The sequence below is a fragment of the Nocardiopsis sp. B62 genome (assembly GCF_018070675.1).
In the GTDB taxonomy this organism is placed as follows: domain Bacteria; phylum Actinomycetota; class Actinomycetes; order Streptosporangiales; family Streptosporangiaceae; genus Nocardiopsis; species Nocardiopsis prasina.
Genome location: NZ_JAGPXK010000002.1, coordinates 62,423 through 82,787, shown reverse-complemented (window position 1 = coordinate 82,787; position 20,365 = coordinate 62,423). Strand labels below are relative to the sequence as shown.

At 71.0% G+C, this 20,365-nt stretch carries 17 protein-coding genes and 1 tRNA gene; 3 read left to right on the top strand and 15 right to left on the bottom strand.

The genetic code is table 11. The features are described from left to right. Positions 1-222: 222 nt before the first annotated feature. The 13 genes from KBX21_RS02415 to KBX21_RS02355 all read right to left on the bottom strand — a co-directional run bounded on the left by KBX21_RS02415 (position 223) and on the right by KBX21_RS02355 (position 16,929). Entirely contained in the window at positions 223-1,320 is a 1,098-nt protein-coding gene (locus KBX21_RS02415; protein ID WP_210840877.1) for a cytochrome P450, read from the bottom strand. Further along, positions 1,317-2,603 (bottom strand): cytochrome P450, encoded by a 1,287-nt coding sequence (locus tag KBX21_RS02410; protein ID WP_049573806.1) that lies wholly within the window; start codon positions 2,601-2,603, stop codon positions 1,317-1,319. The genes KBX21_RS02415 and KBX21_RS02410 overlap by 4 nt, the downstream gene beginning before the upstream one ends. Before the next feature lie 261 nt (positions 2,604-2,864). Continuing rightward, the gene (locus KBX21_RS02405; protein ID WP_049573802.1) at positions 2,865-5,156 is read right to left on the bottom strand and encodes a cation-translocating P-type ATPase; all 2,292 of its coding nucleotides are present in this window, start codon (positions 5,154-5,156) and stop codon (positions 2,865-2,867) included. Then, complete coding sequence (locus KBX21_RS02400; protein WP_210840876.1) at positions 5,149-5,376, bottom strand: hypothetical protein; 228 nt, start codon at positions 5,374-5,376, stop codon at positions 5,149-5,151. The genes KBX21_RS02405 and KBX21_RS02400 overlap by 8 nt, the downstream gene beginning before the upstream one ends. A gap of 1 nt (position 5,377) precedes the next feature. Then, positions 5,378-5,587 (bottom strand): heavy-metal-associated domain-containing protein, encoded by a 210-nt coding sequence (locus KBX21_RS02395; RefSeq protein WP_049573796.1) that lies wholly within the window; start codon positions 5,585-5,587, stop codon positions 5,378-5,380. Between the two features lie 431 nt (positions 5,588-6,018). Beyond that, positions 6,019-6,618 (bottom strand): GNAT family N-acetyltransferase, encoded by a 600-nt coding sequence (locus KBX21_RS02390; protein ID WP_049573791.1) that lies wholly within the window; start codon positions 6,616-6,618, stop codon positions 6,019-6,021. A gap of 224 nt (positions 6,619-6,842) precedes the next feature. After that, the gene (locus KBX21_RS02385; protein ID WP_049573788.1) at positions 6,843-8,342 is read right to left on the bottom strand and encodes a sodium:alanine symporter family protein; all 1,500 of its coding nucleotides are present in this window, start codon (positions 8,340-8,342) and stop codon (positions 6,843-6,845) included. Between the two features lie 129 nt (positions 8,343-8,471). After that, positions 8,472-8,759: a GNAT family N-acetyltransferase gene (locus tag KBX21_RS02380; RefSeq protein ID WP_049573785.1), complete on the bottom strand. Its 288-nt coding sequence runs from the start codon at positions 8,757-8,759 to the stop codon at positions 8,472-8,474. A gap of 108 nt (positions 8,760-8,867) precedes the next feature. Continuing rightward, positions 8,868-9,806, bottom strand: coding sequence for a DUF5996 family protein (locus tag KBX21_RS02375; protein WP_210840875.1), 939 nt, complete (start codon positions 9,804-9,806; stop codon positions 8,868-8,870). A gap of 94 nt (positions 9,807-9,900) precedes the next feature. Further along, the gene (gene narI, locus KBX21_RS02370; RefSeq protein ID WP_049573779.1) at positions 9,901-10,659 is read right to left on the bottom strand and encodes a respiratory nitrate reductase subunit gamma; all 759 of its coding nucleotides are present in this window, start codon (positions 10,657-10,659) and stop codon (positions 9,901-9,903) included. Next, a complete protein-coding gene (narJ, locus tag KBX21_RS02365; protein WP_234003967.1) occupies positions 10,656-11,462 on the bottom strand; it encodes a nitrate reductase molybdenum cofactor assembly chaperone in 807 nt (268 codons plus the stop codon). Before narJ ends, narI begins: the two co-directional genes overlap by 4 nt. Beyond that, a complete protein-coding gene (narH, locus tag KBX21_RS02360) occupies positions 11,459-13,246 on the bottom strand; it encodes a nitrate reductase subunit beta (RefSeq protein ID WP_210840874.1) in 1,788 nt (595 codons plus the stop codon). The genes narJ and narH overlap by 4 nt, the downstream gene beginning before the upstream one ends. Further along, positions 13,246-16,929, bottom strand: a complete 3,684-nt coding sequence (locus KBX21_RS02355) for a nitrate reductase subunit alpha (protein ID WP_049573771.1) — start codon at positions 16,927-16,929, stop codon at positions 13,246-13,248. Before KBX21_RS02355 ends, narH begins: the two co-directional genes overlap by 1 nt. Positions 16,930-17,092: 163 nt before the next feature. Here KBX21_RS02355 and KBX21_RS02350 point away from each other — a divergent pair, with 163 nt between their 5' ends. Continuing rightward, a complete protein-coding gene (locus KBX21_RS02350) occupies positions 17,093-18,286 on the top strand; it encodes a nitrate/nitrite transporter (protein WP_049573767.1) in 1,194 nt (397 codons plus the stop codon). 34 nt (positions 18,287-18,320) lie between these two features. Here KBX21_RS02350 and KBX21_RS02345 read toward each other — a convergent pair whose 3' ends face one another. Together KBX21_RS02345 and KBX21_RS02340 are read right to left on the bottom strand one after the other, a co-directional pair. Continuing rightward, entirely contained in the window at positions 18,321-19,049 is a 729-nt protein-coding gene (locus tag KBX21_RS02345) for an rRNA methyltransferase (RefSeq protein WP_210840873.1), read from the bottom strand. A gap of 67 nt (positions 19,050-19,116) precedes the next feature. After that, a tRNA-Asp gene (locus tag KBX21_RS02340) sits at positions 19,117-19,191 on the bottom strand. Between the two features lie 98 nt (positions 19,192-19,289). On the opposite strand from KBX21_RS02340, the gene KBX21_RS02335 reads away from it, so the two are divergent. Further along, positions 19,290-19,697, top strand: coding sequence for an RNA-binding S4 domain-containing protein (locus tag KBX21_RS02335; RefSeq protein WP_210840872.1), 408 nt, complete (start codon positions 19,290-19,292; stop codon positions 19,695-19,697). A 17-nt stretch (positions 19,698-19,714) separates the two neighbouring features. Beyond that, positions 19,715-20,362 carry a phosphotransferase gene (locus KBX21_RS02330; RefSeq protein WP_210840871.1) on the top strand — a complete coding sequence of 216 codons (648 nt, stop codon included), beginning with the start codon at positions 19,715-19,717 and terminating at the stop codon, positions 20,360-20,362. Positions 20,363-20,365: the final 3 nt, after the last annotated feature.

The following is a 20,365-nucleotide window of genomic DNA, read 5'->3' as shown; positions in this document are numbered from 1 at the left end:
GGGAGGAGGGCGGGACAGGGCAGGGGTCGACGGGAGGGGACCGGGGGACCCTGCCGAGTCTAGGAGGCTGGCCCCGCTCCTTGGTGCTCTCCGGAAGGTGCAAAGGCTGTTGCCCCCGGGACACCAAGCCCCGCAATCACCCCTGAAATGCGCGAATCCCGCCGGGGCCACCGGGGTGACCCACGACGGGACCGCCGAAACCGGGTGTGTCGCCCCGGGGTGTCAGCGCAGCCGGACCGGGAGGGCGTCGACCCCGGAGGAGATGATCGACGGGGCCGGGACCAGGTCGGCGTCGTCCACCGCCACGTGCAGGGCCGGGAAGCGCTCGAACAGGCGCGGCAGCACCTCGTTGACCTCCATGCGGGCCAGGCTCGCCCCCAGGCAGTAGTGGCGCCCGTGGGAGAAGGACAGGTGCGAGCTGTCCTCACGGGTGACGTCGAACTCCTCGGAGGTGGGCCCGTGGCGCGCGTCGTCGCGACCTGCGGAGCCGTAGCCGAGCAGGAGCGGCTCCCCCTTGGGGATCGGCACCCCCGCCAGCTCCATGTCCTCGGTCGTGTAGCGCATGGGCACGTACTGGCCGGGCGGGTCCCAGCGCAGCACCTCCTCCACGGCCTTGGACCACTCCACCTTGCCCGCCACGACCAGGTCGAGCTGGTCCCGGTGGTGGGTGAGCGCGCGAACCGCGTTGGAGACCAGGTTCATCGTCGTCTCGTAACCGGCGCTGATGAACAGCACCAGATTCCAGATGAGCTCGTCCTCGGTGAGCCGGTCCTCCTCGTCGCGGGCGGCGATGAGGGCGGTGGTCAGGTCGTCACCGGGCTCGGCGCGCTTGGCCTCCACCAGCCCGGTGAGCACGCCCCACAGCTCGAAGAAGGTGGCCATCGCCTCCTCTGGGGTGACGCTCTGGTCGAAGAAGACGCCGACGGACCGGTGCAGCCGGGGCCGGGTCTCCTCGTCCACCCCGAACAGTTCGCTGACCACCGTGAGGGGCAGCGGCTGGGAGACGATCGCCCGCAGGTCCACGACCCCGTCCGGGCTCTCCGCGGCCGCCCGTTCCAGGTCGTCCAGGAGCGACTCGACGATCGCGACGACCCCCTCGCGCAGCAGCTCGACCCGGCGCGGGGTGAACGCCTTGGAGACCAGGCGGCGCAGGCGGGTGTGGTCCTCACCGTCCTTGGCCAGCATGTTCTCGTTGATGATCCATGAGATCAGCGGCCAGTCCGCCGGGATCTCACCGTTGTTGAAGGCCGTCCAGTGCTTCTTGTCCTTCTGTACGCGCGGGTCGGCCAGGGCGGCACTGACCGCCTCGTGGGTCGTCACGACCCACGCGTCAACCTCACCAGGAAGTCGGACAGGGACGACAGGGGCGATCTTCCGGAGGTGGGTGCTCTGTGCGCGGAGGTTTCCGGGCGCGAGTCTGACGCGGTCCAAGGGGTTCCTTCCACCGGTGTGGGGGGCGGGGGGTTCTGCGGGGTGAACTGCACGGGAAGGGTGACGGGAATCCAGGACAGTGCGGACAGCTGCCAGCGCAGGTCCTCCGGCGGCACCTCCACCCTGAGCCCCGGCAGGCGGTTGAGGAGGGTGCGCAGCGCGACGATGGTGATCGTGGTGGCCTCCTCGCGCGCCGGGCAGCGGTGCGGCCCGGCGCCCCAGGCCACGTGGGCCCGGTTGCGGGTCTCCTCCATCCGCTCCGCGTTCTCGTCCATGTAGAAGCGGTTGGACGCGGCGAAGCCGAGCAGGATGGGGGAACCCGCCTCGATGACGCGGCCGCCGCCGAGCGGAACGTCCACGCGCGGGTAGATCACCGGGTAGTTGGTGATGGGCGGGTCGTGCCACAGCACCCGGTCGACGATGTCGGCGAGCATGGTCGGGGAGGGCGAGCGGTCGGCCGGGGTGTTCGGGTCGGCCAGCACCTCGCGGACTCCCGCGTTGATGAGGTTGGCCGTCGGCTCGTTGGCGGCGGCGACCACCAGCAGGAGCTGCATGATCACCTCCTCGTCGGTGAGCGCGGCGCGGTGCCGGATCAGCCGGGTGGTGACGTCGTCGCCGGGAGCGCGGTGCTTGGCGGTGACCACCTCCGACAGCGCCCGCTCGGCCTGGGCGTTGGACCGCTCCGCGTCGATGCCCAGCCACAGGTTGCGCATGGCCTCGACGAAGCGCACGCCCTGGTCGCGGTCGAACCCGAACAGTTCGTTGATGACCAGCAACGGCAGCATGCGGGCGTACTCGTTGAGGACGTCGGCCCGGCCTCGCTGACAGAACTGGTCGATGAGCCCGTGGGCGTAGCGTTCGGTGACCTGGACCCACCGCTCGGAGGCGATCGCGCCCAGGCTGTCGGTGATCGCCCTGCGGTACCTCTGGTGCTCGGTCCCGTCGACGAAGAGGGCGTTGGGGCGCGGCACCATCATGGGCAGGACCGCCGCGCCCGCGCTGACGCGGCCCTCGCGGAAGTCCTTCCAGAGACGGGCGTCGTGTCCGAACGTGGTGGTGTCCCGCGACCAGGAGATGAGGGTGGTGTAGTCCGTGACGAGCCACCCGTGCACACCGGGTTCGAGCTCCACCGGGACCACCGGGCCGTGTTCGGCGCGCATGCGCTCGTACACGGCGTAGGGGTCGGGTCGCGGTTCGTGGTGGTACAGCTTCGCGCGGGGACATCCAGATGACACGGGGGGACCTCTGCTGTGCGGGGGGCGGCTGCGGAGGGACGTCCTCTCTGGTGCTCGCGGCGCGCGGGCGCCGGGCCGGCGGGGGTGTGCCGACACGCGTGCGGGCCGCGCGGATCGACGCGAAGCCCCATGGGGCAAGGCTTCGCGCAACCCTAGCGGCCCGCTGGCGCCAGTTACGAGACCTGAGTCACATTGTCGCTACCTGGCGTCGATCTGACCGGTTCCGGTCAGGGGGCGGAACCGGCGCAACCTCTGGCTGTTGGTCACCACGAACACGCTCGACAGCGCCATCGCCGCACCGGCGAGCATTGGGTTGAGCAGGCCCATCGCGGCCAGGGGCAAAGCGGCGGTGTTGTAGGCGAAGGCCCAGAACAGGTTGCCCTTGATGGTGCCGAGCGTGCGCCGGGAGAGCCGGACCGCGTCCGCGGCCGCCCGGAGGTCGCCCCGGACCAGAGTCAGGTCACTGGCCTCGATGGCCACGTCGGTACCGGTGCCCATGGACAGCCCCAGGTCGGCCTGGGCGAGCGCGGCGGCGTCGTTGACCCCGTCGCCGACCATCGCCACCGTGCGGCCCTCGGCCTGGAGCCGGGTGACCACGTCCACCTTGTCCTTGGGCAGGACCTCGGCCACGACCTCGTCGATGCCCACCTCGGCGGCGACCGAGCGGGCCACCGCCTCGTTGTCGCCGGTCAGCAGGATCGGTGTGAGTCCGAGGTCGCGGAACTGGCGGACCGCCTCGGCACTGGTCGGCTTGACGGTGTCGGACACGACCAGCACACCGCGGGCCCGGCCGTCCCAGCCGACCGCGACGGCGGTGCGGCCCTCGGCCTCGGCCGCCCGCATGGCCCGGGTCAGGTCGTCGGGCAGGGGCTGGGACCACTCCGCGAGGAGCGCGGCCCGGCCCACGAGGACGGCGCGGCCGTCCACCACGCCCCGCACACCCAGGCCCTCGACGTTCGCGAAGTCCTCCGGGGCGGGCAGGTTCCCGACCCGCGCCACGGCCCCCGTGGCGATGGCGCGGGCGATGGGGTGCTCGGAGGCGTTCTCCAGGGCGCCCGCCAGACGCAGGACCTCTTCCTCGTCCTCCCCCTCCGCGACGGTGACCCCGGCCAGGGCCATCCGGCCGGTGGTGACGGTGCCGGTCTTGTCCAGCACGACGGTGTCCACGCGCCGGGTGCTCTCCAGCACCTCGGGGCCCTTGATCAGGATGCCGAGTTGGGCGCCGCGGCCGGTGCCCACCATGAGGGCCATCGGGGTGGCCAGGCCGAGCGCGCAGGGGCAGGCGATGATCAGCACGGCCACGGCGGCGGTGAAGGCCGCCCCGGCCGGGTCGCCGGTGCCGAGCCAGAAGCCCAGGGCGGCGACGGCGATCAGGATGGCGACCGGGACGAACACGCCGGACACCCGGTCGGCGAGCCGCTGCACGGCCGCCTTGCCGTTCTGCGCGTCCTCGACCAGGCGCGCCATCTGCGCGAGCTGGGTGTCGGAGCCGACCCGGGAGGCCCGCACGACCAGGCGGCCGCCCGCGTTGACGGTGGCGCCGACCACGGCGGAGCCGGGCGCGACCTCGACCGGGACGGACTCACCGGTGAGCATGCTCATGTCGACGGCCGAGGTGCCCTCCTCGACGGTGCCGTCCGTGGCGATCTTCTCGCCGGGGCGGACCACGAAGCGGTCACCGACCTCCAGCCGGTCCACGGCGACCAGTTCCTCGCGCGCTGCGGGGCCCTCGCCGCGCAGCACGGCGACCTCCTTGGCGCCCATCTCCAGCAGCGCGCGCAGGGCGGCGCCCGCGCGGCGCTTGGACCGCGCCTCGAAGAACTTGCCGAGGAGGATGAAGGAGGTGACGCCCGCCGCGACCTCCAGGTAGATGTTGGCCGACCCGTCGGTGCGGGCGATGGTGAACTCGAAGGGGTGGGTCATGCCCGGGGTCCCGGCGGTGCCCAGGAACAGGGCGTACAGGGACCACAGGAAGGCCGAGGTGACGCCCAGGGACACCAGGGTGTCCATGGTGGCGGTGCCCAGCCGGAGGTTCTTCCACGCGGCGACGTGGAAGGGCAGCGCGCCCCAGACCACGACCGGCGCGGCCAGGGCGAGGGAGGCCCACTGCCAGTAGGTGAACTGGAGCGCGGGGACCATCGCCATCGCGATGACGGGGACGGACAGGACGATGGAGACCAGAGCGCGGTTCCACAGGGCCCGGGTGGGGTCGGCCGGATCGGACGCCTCGGCATCGGTGTCGGGGTCGGCCCGGGGCACGGTGGCGGTGTAGCCCGCCTTCTCGACCTGGGTGACCAGGTCCTCGACGGGGATCCCCTCGCCCTCGAAGCTGACCCGGGCCTTCTCCGTCGCGAAGTTGACGGTGGCGGTGACGCCCTCCAACTTGTTGAGGCGCTTCTCCACCCGGTTGGCACAGGCCGCGCAGGTCATTCCGCCGATCGCCAGTTCCACCGGCCCCACCGCGGCGGACGCCGTCCTGCTGCTACTCATGTGCCGCTCCAGGTGGCTGGTGGTCGACACCGTCGTCGACGTGATCCCTCTCGGTGGTGCCGTGGTCCTGTTCGGCGGGAGCCGGGGACTCCAGGCTCGGGGTGTGTCCCCCGGGCTGGTCCGGCAGGACGGGGCCGACCCGGGTGCCGACCCCGAACGCCGCGACGAACACGACCACGAGACCCACCGCGTACAACGCGAGCTTCGTGGTCACACCCATGTCAGCTCGCCACCTCGTACCCGGCCTCGTCGATCGCGGCGCGCACGGCGGCGTCGTCGATCTGGCTCTCGCCGGTGACGGTCACCTTCCCGCCCTCCAGGTCGACCTTGACGTCAGTGACACCGGAGACCCCGCTGACCTCCTCGGTGACCGAGTTGACGCAGTGTCCGCAGCTCATGCCCTCGACGGTGTAGACGGCGGTGCTGGCCATTCCTGCCTCCTGGTGGGTTCTGCCGCGCTGGCGCACGGGTTCGCGTTCCGACGAGGCCCAATATACCCCCCTGGGGTATGTCACTGTCAAACCCCGGCGGCGCCTCGACCCGGAACGCGCACTCCACGTTACCCCAGGGGGGTACCAAGTGACGAGGAACCCCCGCCTGAACGGGGCGGACACACAGGACGGGGCCCCCGCGGCGCGCGCGGGGACCCCTTGGATCATCGGACACCCCGGGGCACACCTCGACCGCGGCGCACCCGTGACGACCTGGAAGGAACCGGTTCCGGATACCCTCCCCCCGTTTGTCGCCAGCCTCAGGGGCCGGGAGGGGAGGAGACGGGTGGGGAACGGAGCACTGGGGACGTGGAGGCTGGGCACGGGGACGGGGACGGGGACGGGGGACGGGAGTCGGGGAAGTGTGGGCGCTACTCGGCCTTGAGCTCCAGTCGGGCCACCACCCGCTCACTCAGGTGGTGCCCCTCCAGCGTGAACCCGGCCCTGCGGAACATCTCGACCGTGCCCGTGTAGACCTCGGCGCTGGGTGCGCGCCCTCCCGCGGTGTCCACGGGATAGGCCTCCAGGACCCGGCCGCCGCCCGCACGCGCGTACTCGATGGCACCGTCCAGCAACCGGCTGCCCAACCCGCGTTTGCGTCTGCGCGGCGGTAGCCAGAAGCACACCAGGGACCACACCCCGGGTTCGTCGGGATCGGACGGGCGCAGCGTCCGCGAGCGGGACAGGCGGATGAAGTCCCCCCGCGGCGCCACGGAGACCCAGCCGCAGGGGCCGTCTCCGTCATAGGCGATCAGCCCCGGCACACGACCGTCCAGGGTCAGTCGACGCAACTCCTCCTTGTTGTCCAGACCGCGTGTGGACCGGTCGCAGGAGACGCTCGCCGTGTGGTCCTTGGCGCGTCTTCGGAAGAACGTGCACCAGCAGTGCCCGTACGCTCCGGTCGGTCCGAACAGGTTCTCCAGGTCATCCCACCGCTCGGCGGTGGCGGGCTCGATTGAGACGATGGACATCGGACTCCCTCGCGAGGCACAACTCTGACCGCCACAACTGTGATCCAGCACACTAGCGATGATCCGCGGTGACCGAAAGAACACGGATGCCTGAAAGCTCCTACCGTTAGATATTTGTGTGCTTTCAGAAGTGAACCAAGCGCCGACTCAACCGTCCCCAGCCCCCGGGAGAGCACGCGGGGCGCGCCCGAATCCGCTCGGACGCGCCCCCGTTCAGCCCTCGGTCAGGAGGAGAGCTTCTCCTTCTCGTGGGCCTCGACCTCCTCGTGCGGCTCCCAGCACTCCACACCGCGCACGTCCGGCATCCGGTCCCTGGTGAAGACCGGGTCCAGTCCCTGCTTGCGCTGGTCCGTGTAGTCCTTGAGCAGACGGCAGGCGATCACCGTCAATGGGGTGATGGCGATCAGGTTGACCAGCGCCATCATTCCCATCGTGGTGTCGGCCAGGGTCCAGATCAGGTCGATCGACCCCAACGACCCCAGGAAGGTGGCGGCGAGGAAGACCACCTTGTAGCCGAACAGCACGTTCGCGTTGGAGGTCAGGTACTCGACGTTGGACTCGCCGTAGTAGTAGTTGCCGAGCACCGACGTGAACGCCACCAGGAAGATGATGAGCGTCATCAGGTGCAGTGCCCACGGGCCCAGCATGGACATCAGGGCCAGCTGGGTGAGGTCGCCCTCCATCGTGCCGTCGAGCGTCCCCTGGTAGCCGAGCAGGACGATGAAGGCGGTCACCGAGCAGACCACCAGGGTGTCCAGGTAGACCCCGAGGGTCTGCACGAGGCCCTGCTTGACCGGGTGCGTGACCGAGGCGCTGGCCGCCGCGTTCGGCGCGGAGCCGAGGCCCGCCTCGTTGGAGAACATGCCCCGTCGCACGCCCTGGATGATCACCACGCCCAGAGCGGCGGCGGCGAACTCGCCCAGACCGAACGCGTTCTGGATGATCGAGGCGAACATGCCGGGCACGAGCTGCCAGTTCAGCGCCATGACGATCAGGCCGATGACGACGTAGAGCCCGGCGAAGAACGGGATCAGCGCCTGCGCGGTGTTGGCGATCCGGCGGACGCCGCCGAAGATCACCAGAGCGGTGAGGACCACCAGCAGGGCGCCGATGATCGCCGAGAACATCAGGTTGGTCTCGGCACCGAGCTCACCGGCGGAGTTGGCGATCGTGTTGGTGATGGTGTTGCTCTGCACCGCGTTGAACACCATCGGGAAGGTGATGATGAGGATGATCGCGAAGACCACGGCCAACCAGCGCTGGCCCAGCCCGCGCTCGATGTAGTACGCGGGCCCGCCCCGGTACCCGGCCGAGTGACGGACCTTGTACAGCTGTGCGAGCGTGGACTCCACGAAGCTCGCGGCGCACACGACCAGGGCCATCACCCACATCCAGAAGACCGCTCCGGGGCCTCCCAGGGAGATGGCGATGGAGACGCCGATGATGTTGCCGGTGCCGATCCGCGCGGCGGCCGAGATGAAGAAGGCCTGGAGCGAGGAGACCGCCTTCTTGCCGTCGGGCGCGACCTCGGGCTTGCTCTTGAGCACCCGGAACATCTCAGGGAACAGCCGGAACTGCACGAGCCCGCTCCGGAAGGTGATGTAGACACTCACCACGACCAGGAGGGGGATCAGGACCCACGACCAGAAGAAGTCGTCGTTGAAGGTGCCGATCGCGTCCGTGACGCGGGCATCGAGGGTGGGTACTGCGTCTGCCAGTATCACGGGGGTGGGGCTCCTTCACTCCAAACAAGGACAACCGCCGACCCATGCCCCGGAACGGGCACGAAACACCATCCGAGCCGCACCGTTCTCGGATGGTGATACTTCCGTTACTCGGTTATTCGGGCGGTTTCACCCCTCGTGCACGAGGTCCGCGTAGTCCGGGTTCCGCTTGAGGAAGGCCTGGGCGAACGGGCAGATGGGGACGATCCTCAGCCCGCGCTCCCGGATCTGGTCCAGGGAGCGGCGCATGAGCTCGCTGGCCACTCCCCTGCCCTCGAAGGCGGGCTCCACCTCCACGTGCGGAAGCGCCAGGACGCCCTCGGAGATGAGGTGGTAGGCGGAGAAGCCGACCACCCTGCCGTCCGCGCTCACCTCGTAGCGGGATCGTTCCGGCACGTCGACGACGGACAACTCCATGGCCACTTCCCCTGCCTCGTGCGTGTCACACGCGCGTGGTGCGCGTGGTGGGCCCCACAGGATGTCATGTTCCCGGACGAACCCCCCACGCACACCCTCAGGACGGGTTCAGTGCCCCCCGAGGTAGGGGTCGGTGACCCCGCCGGGGCAGGCGAGGGCGTCGATGTCCCAGCCCAGCCGCCCGGCCCCGGCCCGGTACGCGCTCTCCAGGAACCCGAGGACCGCCGCCCTGGGGTCGGCCTGCTTGCGGGCGTCGGAGTAGCGCAGCAGCGCGAGGTGCCCCTGCCCGCTGGACGCCCACTCCGCCTGGGCGGGGCTGAGCGGCTGCTCGGTGAGCCCCTCCGGCTCGGGCGCCGCGTAGGCGTAGAAGCAGGGTTCGGGGACGTTGTCGTCGCCGAACCAGAACCCGAAGCTGACCACCTCTCGCGAGTAGGCCTCGCGCACCAGGCCGCCCACCCGCTCCGGCTGCTGGATCGGGAGCGGTGAGAAACGCGTGACCGCGATGTCGAACGTGTGCCAGAAGTGGTGCACCGGGCTGGTCTTGCCGGAGAAGGAGGCCGCGAACTCCTCCAGGACCAGGTTCACCTGGCTCAGGACGCGCCAGTACCGGTTGGCGTGCTCGGGCACGTACGTGGCGTGGTCGTGGTCGTCCGCGAAGGGGCGACCGGAGTCCGGGAGGTCGAAGGGCGTGGCCGACGGGATGCTGCCGTCCACCCCCAGGCTGTCCAGGGCCGACTGGAACTGGAGGTAGAAGGACGCCACGCTGTGCCCCTGGAGCGGGAAGGCGGCCGTGTGCCCGTCCAGATTCGAGGCGACCAACTCGTGGCGCACGAAGTCGAAGTCCACAGTGAAGACGGGGTTGCCGTCCACCTGCCCCATCGGACGGGACGTGATACCGCTTCCGGTCAGGTGGAAGGGCACGTTCCACCAGTGGTTGCGGCGGGGGCTGTGGGCCAGCCGGACCTTGCCGACGATCTGCTCGAAGCGGTGCAGGGTCTGCTTGGTGTCGTACCACTCGTCAAGCGGGAACGCGGGGAACAGCTCCATGGTGACGGTCTCCTGGTCGGTTCACGTGGGTGGCGCGGCGCGGTGGCCCGGCTCGGTGGCCCGGCTCCGGTGGCCGCCGCGTGGAACGGTCGGTTCACCAGCCCCGGCGGGCGGTCCGCACCGCCTGGCCGGAGGCGGGCGAGTGCCGGTCGCGCGTGCGGTAGACGACGTAGGGACGGAACAGGTAGCCCACGGGCGCGCTGAAGGCGTGCACGAGTCGGGTGAACGGCAGCAGCGCGAACAGGGCCAGACCCATCAGCGCGTGCAGTTTGTAGGGCGCCTCGGCCGCCGACATCGCCGCGATGTCCGGGCGCAGGAACCAGATCGACCGGAACCACGGCGACACCGTCTCCCGGTAGTCGCCGGTGTGCCCGCCCGCGAGCGCGACCCCGGCGAAGTAGACGGTCATCCCCAGGCCGGTCACGATCGCCAGGACCAGGACCACGTACATGAGCTTGTCGTTGCGGGTGGTGGCGCTGAACACCGGACCGGTGGTGCGCCTGCGCCAGATGAGCAGAGTGATCCCGGCGAGCGTGCACACACCCGCCACGATCCCCATCGCCAGGGCGACCACGTGGTACGCGGTGTCGGAGACCCCCAGCGCCCTGGTCCACGTGTCCGGGACCAGCAGGCCCACCACGTGGCCGACGATCACCACCAGCAGTCCGAAGTGGAAGAGCGGACTGCCGATCCGCAGCAGTCGGGACTCGTACAGCTCCGAGGAGCGGGTGGTCCAGCCGAACCGGTCGTAGCGGTAGCGCCACACGAGCCCGCCCACCACGAGCACCAGCACCACGTAGGGCAGCACGCCCCACAGGATCAGGTCCACGGGCCCGGGAGCCCCACGGTTCACTGCGGTTTCCTGGTGACGTCGGTCAGGGGCAGCGGGACCCGGGGCCGCGCGCCATAGGGCTCCATGCCCACGTCCTCGGCGGGCGGCCCCTCCTGGGCCAGACGGCGCACCCGCTCCTCGTCCGCGCGCCGGGGCGGCGGCAGCGTGTACCGGACCGCGTCGACCACCCGCGCGTAGGGCGTGCCGTGCTCCTCCAGGGACCGGGAGAGCAGGTCGAGGCCCGAGCGGAAGTCCACGAGCAGTTCCTGCCCGGCGTCGGCGTCGCCCCGGGCGGCGAACTCCAGCATGACCGCCAGGTGGTCCGGCAGCTCGCGGGCCTCGACCCGCCACCCCGCCTCCGTGTAGACCCGCTTGATCTCGGCCAGCGCGTGGCCGCGGCGCCGGGTGTCGCCGTCCGTGTAGTAGGTCATGTGGAGCGCGCGACGGCGCTTCAGGTCGAACACGTCCACGTAGTGCTCGGCCAGTTCCAGCTCGGGCGTGCTGGAGGCGTGTTCGCAGAACTCCAGCAGGAGGGTGCGGGACTGGCTCTTCGGCAGCTCGGCGGCGGCGCGCGCGGCCAGCGGGAGCCGCTCGAAGAAGAGGGCGTCCGGGTAGCCGAGCAGGACCGAGGCCGCCTGGTGGGTCACCGCGCGGGAGTGCGCCCTGCGCGCGGCCCGGCCGGCGCCGAGCCAGCCCGTCCGCCCGGGTCCGTCCGGGTCGCGGCCGTCCTGGCTCGGGATCACCGGGCGGGTACCGAGCGCGTTCACGCTCCGGCCGTCGCCGGACACGTCCTCCGTGCCGTTGGTGTTGGTGTTGGTACTCATGGTCGACCCCCTTCGAGCGGCCCGGGGTCCGCGCCCCGCCCACCGCCGTCGTCGGTACCGCCACCCCGTCGGGGTGGGAAGAGTCCACTCGGACGACCGTTGCCGTCCCAGTTCAGCAGGTTGACGCGACCGTCGGTGGCGTCCCGCTCCCCGGCGCCGCCCTCACTGGTCTGGCGGTCGCGCAGGGCGTGGAAGGTCTCCACGGTGGCCGCGTCCGGGCGCCCGGAGGCCTCACCGAAGGGGACGTCACCCATCCCGCCCATGCCGGGACCACCGTCGAAGTCGAGGCTGCACCCGATCTCCTCGATGACCCCCTTGTCGGCCTCGTCCACTCCGAAGGCCGTGGGCACCACGTAGCGCTCGTCGTACTTGGCCAGGGCCAGCAGCCGGTACATGTCCTCGATCTCCACACCGGTCATCCCGACCGCCTCGGCTATGGACTCGTCGCGCTCCTGGCCGAGGTTGATCCGGCGCATGTACGACCGCATGGCCGCCAGCCGCCGCAGCACGAGGTCCACGGGCGCGGTGTCCCCCGCGGTGAACAGTTCGGCCAGGTACTCGATCGGGATGCGCAGGGCGTCGATGGCCCCGAAGAGGTGGCCCGCCTCCTCACCGTCGTGCCCCGTCCGGGTGAGCGCGTCCACCACCGGCGACAGCGGCGGGACGTACCAGACCATCGGCATCGTGCGGAACTCCGGATGCAGCGGCAGGGCCACCCGGAAGCGCTTGGCCAGGGCGAGGATCGGGGACCGCTCGGCGGACCGCACCCAGCGGTCGGGGATGCCGTCGCGGCGGGCGGCCGCGCGCACCTCCGGGTCGGAGGGGTCGAGGAACACGTCCAGCTGCGCCTCGTACAGGTCCCGTTCGTCCTCGACGGCGGCGGCCTCACCCACGCGGTCGGCGTCGTAGAGCACCACCCCCAGGTACCGCAGGCGCCCCACGCACGTCTCGGAGCAGATGGTGGGCATGCCCACCTCCACGCGCGGGTAGCAGAAGGTGCACTTCTCGGCCTTGCCCGTCCGGTGGTTGAAGTAGATCTTCTTGTACGGGCAGGCGGTGACGCACATGCGCCAGCCCCGGCAGCGGTCCTGGTCCACCAGCACGATGCCGTCCTCGACCCGCTTGTACAGCGCCCCGCTCGGGCAGGCGGCCACGCAGGTGGGGTTGAGGCAGTGCTCGCAGATGCGCGGCAGGTAGAACATGAAGGTCTCCTCGAAGGAGAGCTTCACCCGGTCCCCGAGCCTGCGCACGATCGGGTCCTGGGAGGCGAGTTCGGGTCCGCCGCCCAGGTCGTCGTCCCAGTTCGCGCTCCAGCTCACCTGTATGGGCTTGCCCGTGAGCGCCGAGCGCGGGCTCGCCACGGGGAAGTCGTCGCCCAGGGGCGCGTTGGTCAGGGTCTCGTAGTCGTAGGTCCAGGGTTCGTAGTAGTCCTGGATGGAGGGCATCACCGGGTTGGCGAAGATGGTCGCGAGGCGCCTGATCCGGCCGCCCGCGCGCGGCACGAGCCGGCCGTCGGGGCGCCGGACCCAGCCGCCCTTCCACCGGTCCTGGTCCTGGTAGGTGCGCGGGTACCCCTGGCCGGGGCGGGTCTCGACGTTGTTGAACCACGCGTACTCGACACCGCTCCGGTTGGTCCACGCCTGTTTGCAGGTGACCGAGCAGGTGTGGCAGCCGATGCACTTGTCCAGGTTCATCACCATGGCGACCTGCGCCATGACCCGGCCGATCGGCCGCCGGGACCCCCGGTCCGCGCGGCCCGCCCGTGTCGGGCTCCGCTCCGCCATCAGTAACGCACCTCCGTCGTCCGCTTGCGCACGACGGTGACCTCGTCGCGCTGGTTCCCCGTTGGGCCGAGGTAGTTGAAGGCGTACGTGAGCTGGGCGTAGCCGCCGATGAGGTGCGTCGGCTTGACCAGCAGGCGGGTGAGCGAGTTGTGGATGCCGCCGCGTCGGCCGGTGGTCTCCGTCTTCGGCACGTCGATGGTGCGCTCCTGGGCGTGGTGCATGTACACCGTCCCGGTCGGCATGCGGTGCGAGACCACCAGGCGCGCGGCAACGACCCCGTTGCGGTTGACCGCCTCGACCCAGTCGTTGTCGGCCGCCTCGATGGCCTCGGCGTCGGCCACGCTCATCCAGATCGTGGGGCCGCCCCGGGACAGGGTCTGCATGAGCAGGTTGTCCTGGTACTCCGAGTGGATGGACCACTTGGAGTGCGGGGTCAGGTAGCGCACGACCACCTCGCGCTGACCGGTCGGACCGATCCGGGGCTCCCCGAACAGGCGACCCATGTCCAGCGGGGGCCGGTAGACCGGCAGAGCCTCACCGAACTCGTGCATCCAGTCGTGGTCCAGGTAGAAGTGCTGGCGGCCGGTGAGCGTGTGCCAGGGCTTGTCGTGCTCGACGTTGATGGTGAAGGGCGAGTAGCGGCGGTCGGCGGACTCCTTGCCGGACCACTCCGGGCTGGTGCCCACCGGGGTGGGTCCGCGCCGGGCGTCGTCGAAGACCACCCGGCGCTCCTCGGCGTGGTGGATCAGCTCGTCCATGTCGGTGCCGGTACGCGCGGCCAGGCGCTCGAACCCCTGCGCGGCCAGGCGACCGTTGCTGGTGCCGGACAGGGCGAGGATCATCTCGCAGGCCCTGACGTCGGTGTCCAGGGAGGGACGGCCGTCCGCGACACCGCCGCGCACGACCCCGTTGTTCTGGCGCAGCCACTCGATCTCCTCGTCGGGGGTGAAGGAGACTCCCTTGACCGGCAGCCCCTTCCCCTCGGCCAGCGGGCCGAGTGCGGCGAGCTTCTGGGCGATCGCCGAGTAGTTGCGGCGGACCGGGACGATGGCCGGCATGGTTCTCCCGGGGACCGGCCGCTCCCCCTCGGCCTTCCAGTCCCTCGGCACACCGTGCGGCTGGGCCAGCTCGCCCTCGGTGTCGTGCTGGTGGGGCACGGCAACCAGGTCGGTGACCTCGCCGAGGTGGTCGGCGGCCAGTTCGCTGAACACCCTCGCCAGCGCGTGGAAGGTGTCGAAGTCGGTGCGGGTCTCCCAGGGCGGGTCGATCGCGGGATTGAAGGCGTGCACGTAGGGGTGCATGTCCGTGGTGGAGAGGTCGTGCTTCTCGTACCAGGTGGCGGCGGGCAGCACGATGTCGGACAGCAGCGTGGAGCTGGTCATCCGGAAGTCCAGGGTGAGCAGCAGGTCGAGCTTGCCCTCCGGGATCTCCTCCCGCCAGGTCACGTCCTCGGGCCGGTCGTCCGGCCCGGCGGGCTCCGACTGGAGGTTGGAGTGCGTGCCCAGCAGGTGCTTCAGGAAGTACTCGTTGCCCTTGGCGGAGGAACCGAACAGGTTCGACCGCCACAGCGTGAGGGTCCGGGGCCAGTTCTTCGGGTCGTCGGGGTCCTCGGCCGCGAACCGGAGCGTGCCGTCCTGGAGCTGGTCGGCGATGTACTCGGCGGGGTCCCGGTTGCGCTCGGCGGCCTCCTTGCCGAGCTCGATCGGGTTGCGGTTGAAGGTCGGGTAGGACGGCATCCAGCCCATGCGCGCGGAGGCCGCGACGAGGTCCGCGGTGTGCTGCCCCCGCACCCGGCCGGGGCCCAGCGGCGACATGAGGGCGTCGGCCCGGTAGGTGTCGTAGCGCCACTGGTCGGTGTGGGCGTACCAGTAGGCGGTTCCGGCCATGAAGCGCGGCGGGCGCGACCAGTCCATGCCCGAGGCGTAGGCGGCCCAGCCCGTGGCCGTGCGGCACTTCTCCTGCCCCACGTAGTGCGCCCAGCCGCCGCCGTTGACCCCCTGGCAGCCGGTGAGGAGCAGCAGCGAAAGGAAGGCGCGGTAGGCGTTCTCGCCGTGGAACCACTGGTTGGTCCCGGCGCCCAGGACGATCATCGCCCGGCCGCCGCTGGCCTCGGCGGTGTCGGCGAACTCGCGCGCGATCCGCACCGCGCGGTCGGCGGGTACGGAGGTCAGGGCCTCCTGCCAGGCCGGGGTGCAGGCGGCGCCCGGGTCGTCGTACCCGGAGGGCCAGACCCCGGGCAGGCCGGGTCGGGACACCCCGTACTGGGCCAGGACCAGGTCGAACACGGTGGTGACCAGGCGGTCGCCGACCCTGCGGACCGGGACCCCCCGGGTGTCGACCTCGGCCGTGCCGTCGGGGGTGTCGAAGCGCGGCAGGGCGACCTCCGCCGCCTCGGCGCCCTGGCCGTAGAAGGTGAGTTCGGGAACGCGGCCCTCCAGGTCCAGGTTCCACTTCCCGAGGCCGTCCTCGCCCCAGCGGTGGCCGACCGTGCCGTTGGGGGCGACCGGCGCGTCCTCCCCCTCCGGCCAGAACACGGGCTTCCACTCGGGGTTGGCCCCGTCCGTGTTACCGGGCAGGTCCGAGGCGGTGAGGAACTTGCCGGGCACGAACCGGCCGTCCCTCCTGTCCAGGGTCACGAGGAAGGGCAGGTCCGTGTAGGCGCGCGCGTACTCGGTGAAGCGCGGGGTGGGCCGCTCGACGAAGCGCTCCCTGAGGATCACGTGCCCCATGGCCATCGCCAGAGCCCCGTCCGTGCCCGGGTGCGGGGCCAGCCACTCGTCGGCGAACTTGGCGGCGTCGTTGAAGTCCGGGGCGACCACCACGACCTTCTGGCCCCGGTAGCGGGCCTCGGCCATCCAGTGGGCGTCCGGGGTGCGGGTCACCGGGACGTTGGACCCCCACAGCACGAGGTAGGCGGCGTCCCACCAGTCACCGGACTCGGGGACGTCGGTCTGGTCGCCGAACACCTGCGGGGAGGCCACGGGCAGGTCCGCGTACCAGTCGTAGAACGACAGCATCGAGCCGCCGAGCAGGTTGACGAACCGGGCGCCCACGCCGTGGGAGACCATCGACATCGCGGGGATGGGCGAGAACCCGGCGATCCGGTCGGGGCCGTACTTGCGGATCGTCAGGACGTGCGCGGCGGCGGCGATCTCCAGGGCCTCGTCCCAGGTGGTGCGGACCAGCCCGCCCTTGCCCCGCGCGCGCTGGTAGCGGCGGCGCCGCTCCGGGTCGGTGGTGATCTCCTCCCACGCCAGGACCGGGTCGCCCAGCCGCTCGCGCGCCTCCCGGTACATCTCCACGAGCACGGCGCGCGCGTAGGGGTAGCGCACCCGGGTCGGCGAATACGTGTACCAGGAAAAGGCCGCACCGCGCGGACAACCCCGGGGTTCGTACTCGGGCCGATCTGGTCCGACTGACGGGTAATCCGTGGCCTGAGTTTCCCAGGTGATGATTCCGTCTTTGACATAAACATCCCAGGAACAGGATCCCGTGCAGTTCACGCCGTGCGTCGAACGCACCACCCGGTCGTGGCTCCACCGGTCCCGGTAGAACGCGTCTCCCTCACGTCCACCGTGCCTGACCTGGGCACGGTCTCCGTCCAGGGGCTCCGAACGAGTCAGGTAGTTTCCCAACCGGAGAAGGCCGTCGCCCGCTCCCCCGCGTTTACTCCGTGCCGCCATAAGGAAAACACCTCGTTTGCCCGCCCGTTGCCCGAAGCGCAGGAAAAAGAGCCCAGGCCCAACCACATTCCGTTAATGAATATGCCTGCTCCGGCACGGATGTCACGTTTCCCACACCGCATTGGGCGACAATCGCCGCAGACCGACTGACGAAGGAGCCGGAATGCGAGCGGAAGTTGGGGAGCGGACGACCCGTTCCGGAACCGCGGGCGGCAACCTCGCCCTCGCCACGGCGGCGTTCACGCTGACCTTCTGGGCCTGGAACCTGATCGGCCCGCTGTCACGGAGCTACAGCGAGGACCTGGGCCTCACGCCCACGCAGACGTCGATCCTGGTGGCCTTCCCCGTACTGGTGGGCTCCCTGGGGCGCATCCCGGTGGGCACCCTGACCGACCGCTACGGCGGCCGGGTGATGTTCACGGCCCTCTGCCTGCTCAGCATCGTCCCGACCCTCCTCGTCGGACTGTCCGCGAACTCCTACCCGATGCTGCTGCTCTGGGGCTTCTTCCTCGGGATCGCGGGCACCTCGTTCGCCGTCGGGATCCCGTTCGTCAACGCCTGGTACCAGGCCAACCGACGCGGGTTCGCCACGGGCGTGTTCGGCGCGGGCATGGGCGGGACGGCGCTGTCGGCCTTCCTGACCCCGCGCCTGGTCGAGGCCATGGGTGTGCTCACCACTCACCTGCTCATGTGCGTGGCGCTCGCGGTGATGGGCGCGGTCATGTGGTTCCTGGCCCGGAACTCGCCCGAGTGGAGCCCGCGGACCGAACCCGCCCTGCCGCGCATGCGCGAGGCGCTCGCCCTCAGGGCCACCTGGCAGGCCTCGGCGCTCTACGCCCTGGTGTTCGGCGGTTTCGTGGCCTTCTCCACGTACCTGCCGACCCTGCTCACCACCGCCTACGACTTCGCGCAGACCGACGCGGGCATGCGCACCGCCGGCTTCGCCGTGGCCGCGGTGATCGCCCGTCCGGTCGGCGGCATCCTGTCGGACCGGATCGGTCCGGTGCGGGTCTGCCTGATCTCCTTCTTCGGCACGTGCGCCTTCGCGGTCGTCCTCGCGCTCCACCCCCCGGCGGAGTTCCCGGCGGGGTTGTCCTTCGTGCTGATCGCACTGTCCCTGGGCCTGGGCACCGGCGCCGTGTTCGCGCTGGTCGCCAAGCTCGTGGACCCGTCCCGGGTGGGTACGGTGACGGGTCTGGTGGGTGCCGCCGGAGGCCTCGGCGGCTACTTCCCGCCACTGCTCATGGGCGTGGTGTACCAGGCCACTGGCGCCTACACGCTGGGCTTCGTCCTGCTGGCGGTGGTCGCGCTCGTCGTGGCGCTGTACACCACACGGGCCTTCCGCGATGTCACCTGACCGCCCCGTCCACAGGCTGTGGACGGGGCGGGGTTCACAGCGCCGCGAGGTCCCGGGCGCGGACCAGGACCGCCGACCGGTTGCCGACCTTCACCCGTTCCAGGGCCCGGACGCCCTCCGGCAGCGGCACCCGGCGGGTGCGCGCCGTCACGACCACCACCGCGCTCCGGGGCAGCACGCGGCCCATCGAGGAGAGCAGGGCGCGGATCGGGTCGCCGTCGGGGACGCTCCCGTCCCAGTGGGTCATCTCGCCATAGGGGACATCAGTGATCACGAGGTCGGCGTCGACCGGGTCCGTCATCGTGAAGACGTCGGCCACCCCCGACTCGTGCGGGAGGTCCCCGCCCATGGCGGCCAACCCGGCGGCCAGGTCGCGGGCGGACCCGGCCCGCTCCACGAACGCCACCCGGCCGAAGTCCCGGGCCGAACGGCGCAGCTCCCGCTCCCGCTCGGCCAGCCCCTCGGCGGTCAGCAGTTCCAGGTTGCGCGCGGCGATACCCACCGCGTCCGCGTCCACGTCGGTGGCCCGCACGTGCGTGAGCTGGTCGCGGTGGAGCAGGCCCAGGACGGCCACCAGGTACCCGCTGCCGCAGCAGGGGTCCCACAGCCGCACCCGGTCGCCCTCCACGTGGACCATCGCCCGTTGGAGGAGTTCACTCGCCATTCTCACGGGAAATCCCGGGTATCCGGGAGCGGACCTCAACACCTGTCCGCTCGCCAGAGCCGAGTGGTCCACACGCTCGGTGGCGTACCGGTAGCTCACAACCGTCCCCCCTGTCACGCGACAACGCCGAAGGCCCGGTGTCTGGGACACCGGGCCTTCGATGATGCGGTCCTGACGGGATTTGAACCCGCGGCCTCCACCTTGACAGGGTGGCGAGCACTCCTAACTGCTCCACAGGACCTCGTTGCAAGAACAACTCTAGCGCGACTTTGGAGCGCTTCGTACCGTGGTCGACCTAGAGTGGCTCACAACGCACCCGAACCCGTGAGAGGACCCCGCGTGAGCGACTCGTCCGCCCCCCTTCCCTCCGGCCCGGACTCCACGCGGGTCGACCGTTGGCTGTGGGCGGTACGCCTCACCAAGACCCGCGCCGACGCCGCCCAGGCCTGCCGCGGCGGGCACGTGCGGGTCAACGACCGGCCGGCCAAACCGGCCATGGTGATCAGGGTCGGCGACCAGGTCAGGGTTCGTCTGCACGGCATGACGCGCATCGTCGACGTGAGCCACGTCATCGTGAAGAGGGTCGGCGCCCCCGTCGCGGCCCGCTGCTACGTGGACCGCACCCCCGCGCAGCCGTCTCAGGCCACCACCCCGGTGATCCGCCGCGACCGAGGCGCGGGCCGCCCCACCAAGCGGGACCGGCGCCAGCTGGACCGGCTCCGCACGGATTTCCCACCCCCCGCCTGAACCCACCAGGAGCCACAGTGCCCTCCACCATCCCCTTGGCCTCAGGACGCGACGCCGACGTGTTCGCCCTGGACGATCACCGCGTGCTGCGCCGGTACCGCGACGCGCAGGACACCGGCCCCGAGGCCGCCGCCATGGCGCACGCGGCCGAGCACGGCTTTCCCACACCCGAGGTGCACCGGGCCGAGGGGGCCGAACTGGAGATGGAGCGGCTGCACGGTCCCACGATGCTCGACGCGGCCCTGGAGGGACGGCTCACCCCCGAAGGAACCGGCCGGGAGCTGGCCGGGCTCCACGCCCGCCTGCACGCCCTCCCCCACAGGTCCGCGGGAGGCCTGCTCCTGCACCTGGACCTGCACCCCGGCAATGTCGTCCTCACCCCGAGGGGCCCGGTGGTCATCGACTGGACCAACGCCCGGGACGGCGAACCGGACCTGGACCTGGCGGTGACCGCGCTCCTGTTGGCACTCACCGGCCTGTGTGGTCCCCGCCCGCTGGCGGCCCTGGCCGGGGCCTGCCTCGATCCCTACCTCAGGAGCGCCGAGGGCGACCCGGCCCGGCTCGTGGACGACGCCGTCGCCCTGCGCCGGGCGGATCCCAACCTCACCCCCGAGGAGGTGTCCCTGCTCCCCCGGGCGGCCGCCCTCGTCCGCCGGGGGCACTGAGAA

Excerpts from the sequence above, each read along its gene's own strand:
- KBX21_RS02355 (WP_049573771.1), bottom strand. The coding sequence starts at position 16,929 with ATGGCGGCACGGAGTAAACGCGGGGGAGCGGGCGACGGCCTTCTCCGG.
- narJ (WP_234003967.1), bottom strand. The coding sequence starts at position 11,462 with ATGAGTACCAACACCAACACCAACGGCACGGAGGACGTGTCCGGCGAC.
- KBX21_RS02390 (WP_049573791.1), bottom strand. The coding sequence starts at position 6,618 with ATGTCCATCGTCTCAATCGAGCCCGCCACCGCCGAGCGGTGGGATGAC.
- narH (WP_210840874.1), bottom strand. The coding sequence starts at position 13,246 with ATGGCGGAGCGGAGCCCGACACGGGCGGGCCGCGCGGACCGGGGGTCC.
- KBX21_RS02405 (WP_049573802.1), bottom strand. The coding sequence starts at position 5,156 with ATGAGTAGCAGCAGGACGGCGTCCGCCGCGGTGGGGCCGGTGGAACTG.
- KBX21_RS02380 (WP_049573785.1), bottom strand. The coding sequence starts at position 8,759 with ATGGAGTTGTCCGTCGTCGACGTGCCGGAACGATCCCGCTACGAGGTG.
- KBX21_RS02395 (WP_049573796.1), bottom strand. The coding sequence starts at position 5,587 with ATGGCCAGCACCGCCGTCTACACCGTCGAGGGCATGAGCTGCGGACAC.
- KBX21_RS02400 (WP_210840876.1), bottom strand. The coding sequence starts at position 5,376 with ATGGGTGTGACCACGAAGCTCGCGTTGTACGCGGTGGGTCTCGTGGTC.
- KBX21_RS02375 (WP_210840875.1), bottom strand. The coding sequence starts at position 9,806 with ATGGAGCTGTTCCCCGCGTTCCCGCTTGACGAGTGGTACGACACCAAG.
- KBX21_RS02350 (WP_049573767.1), top strand. The coding sequence starts at position 17,093 with ATGCGAGCGGAAGTTGGGGAGCGGACGACCCGTTCCGGAACCGCGGGC.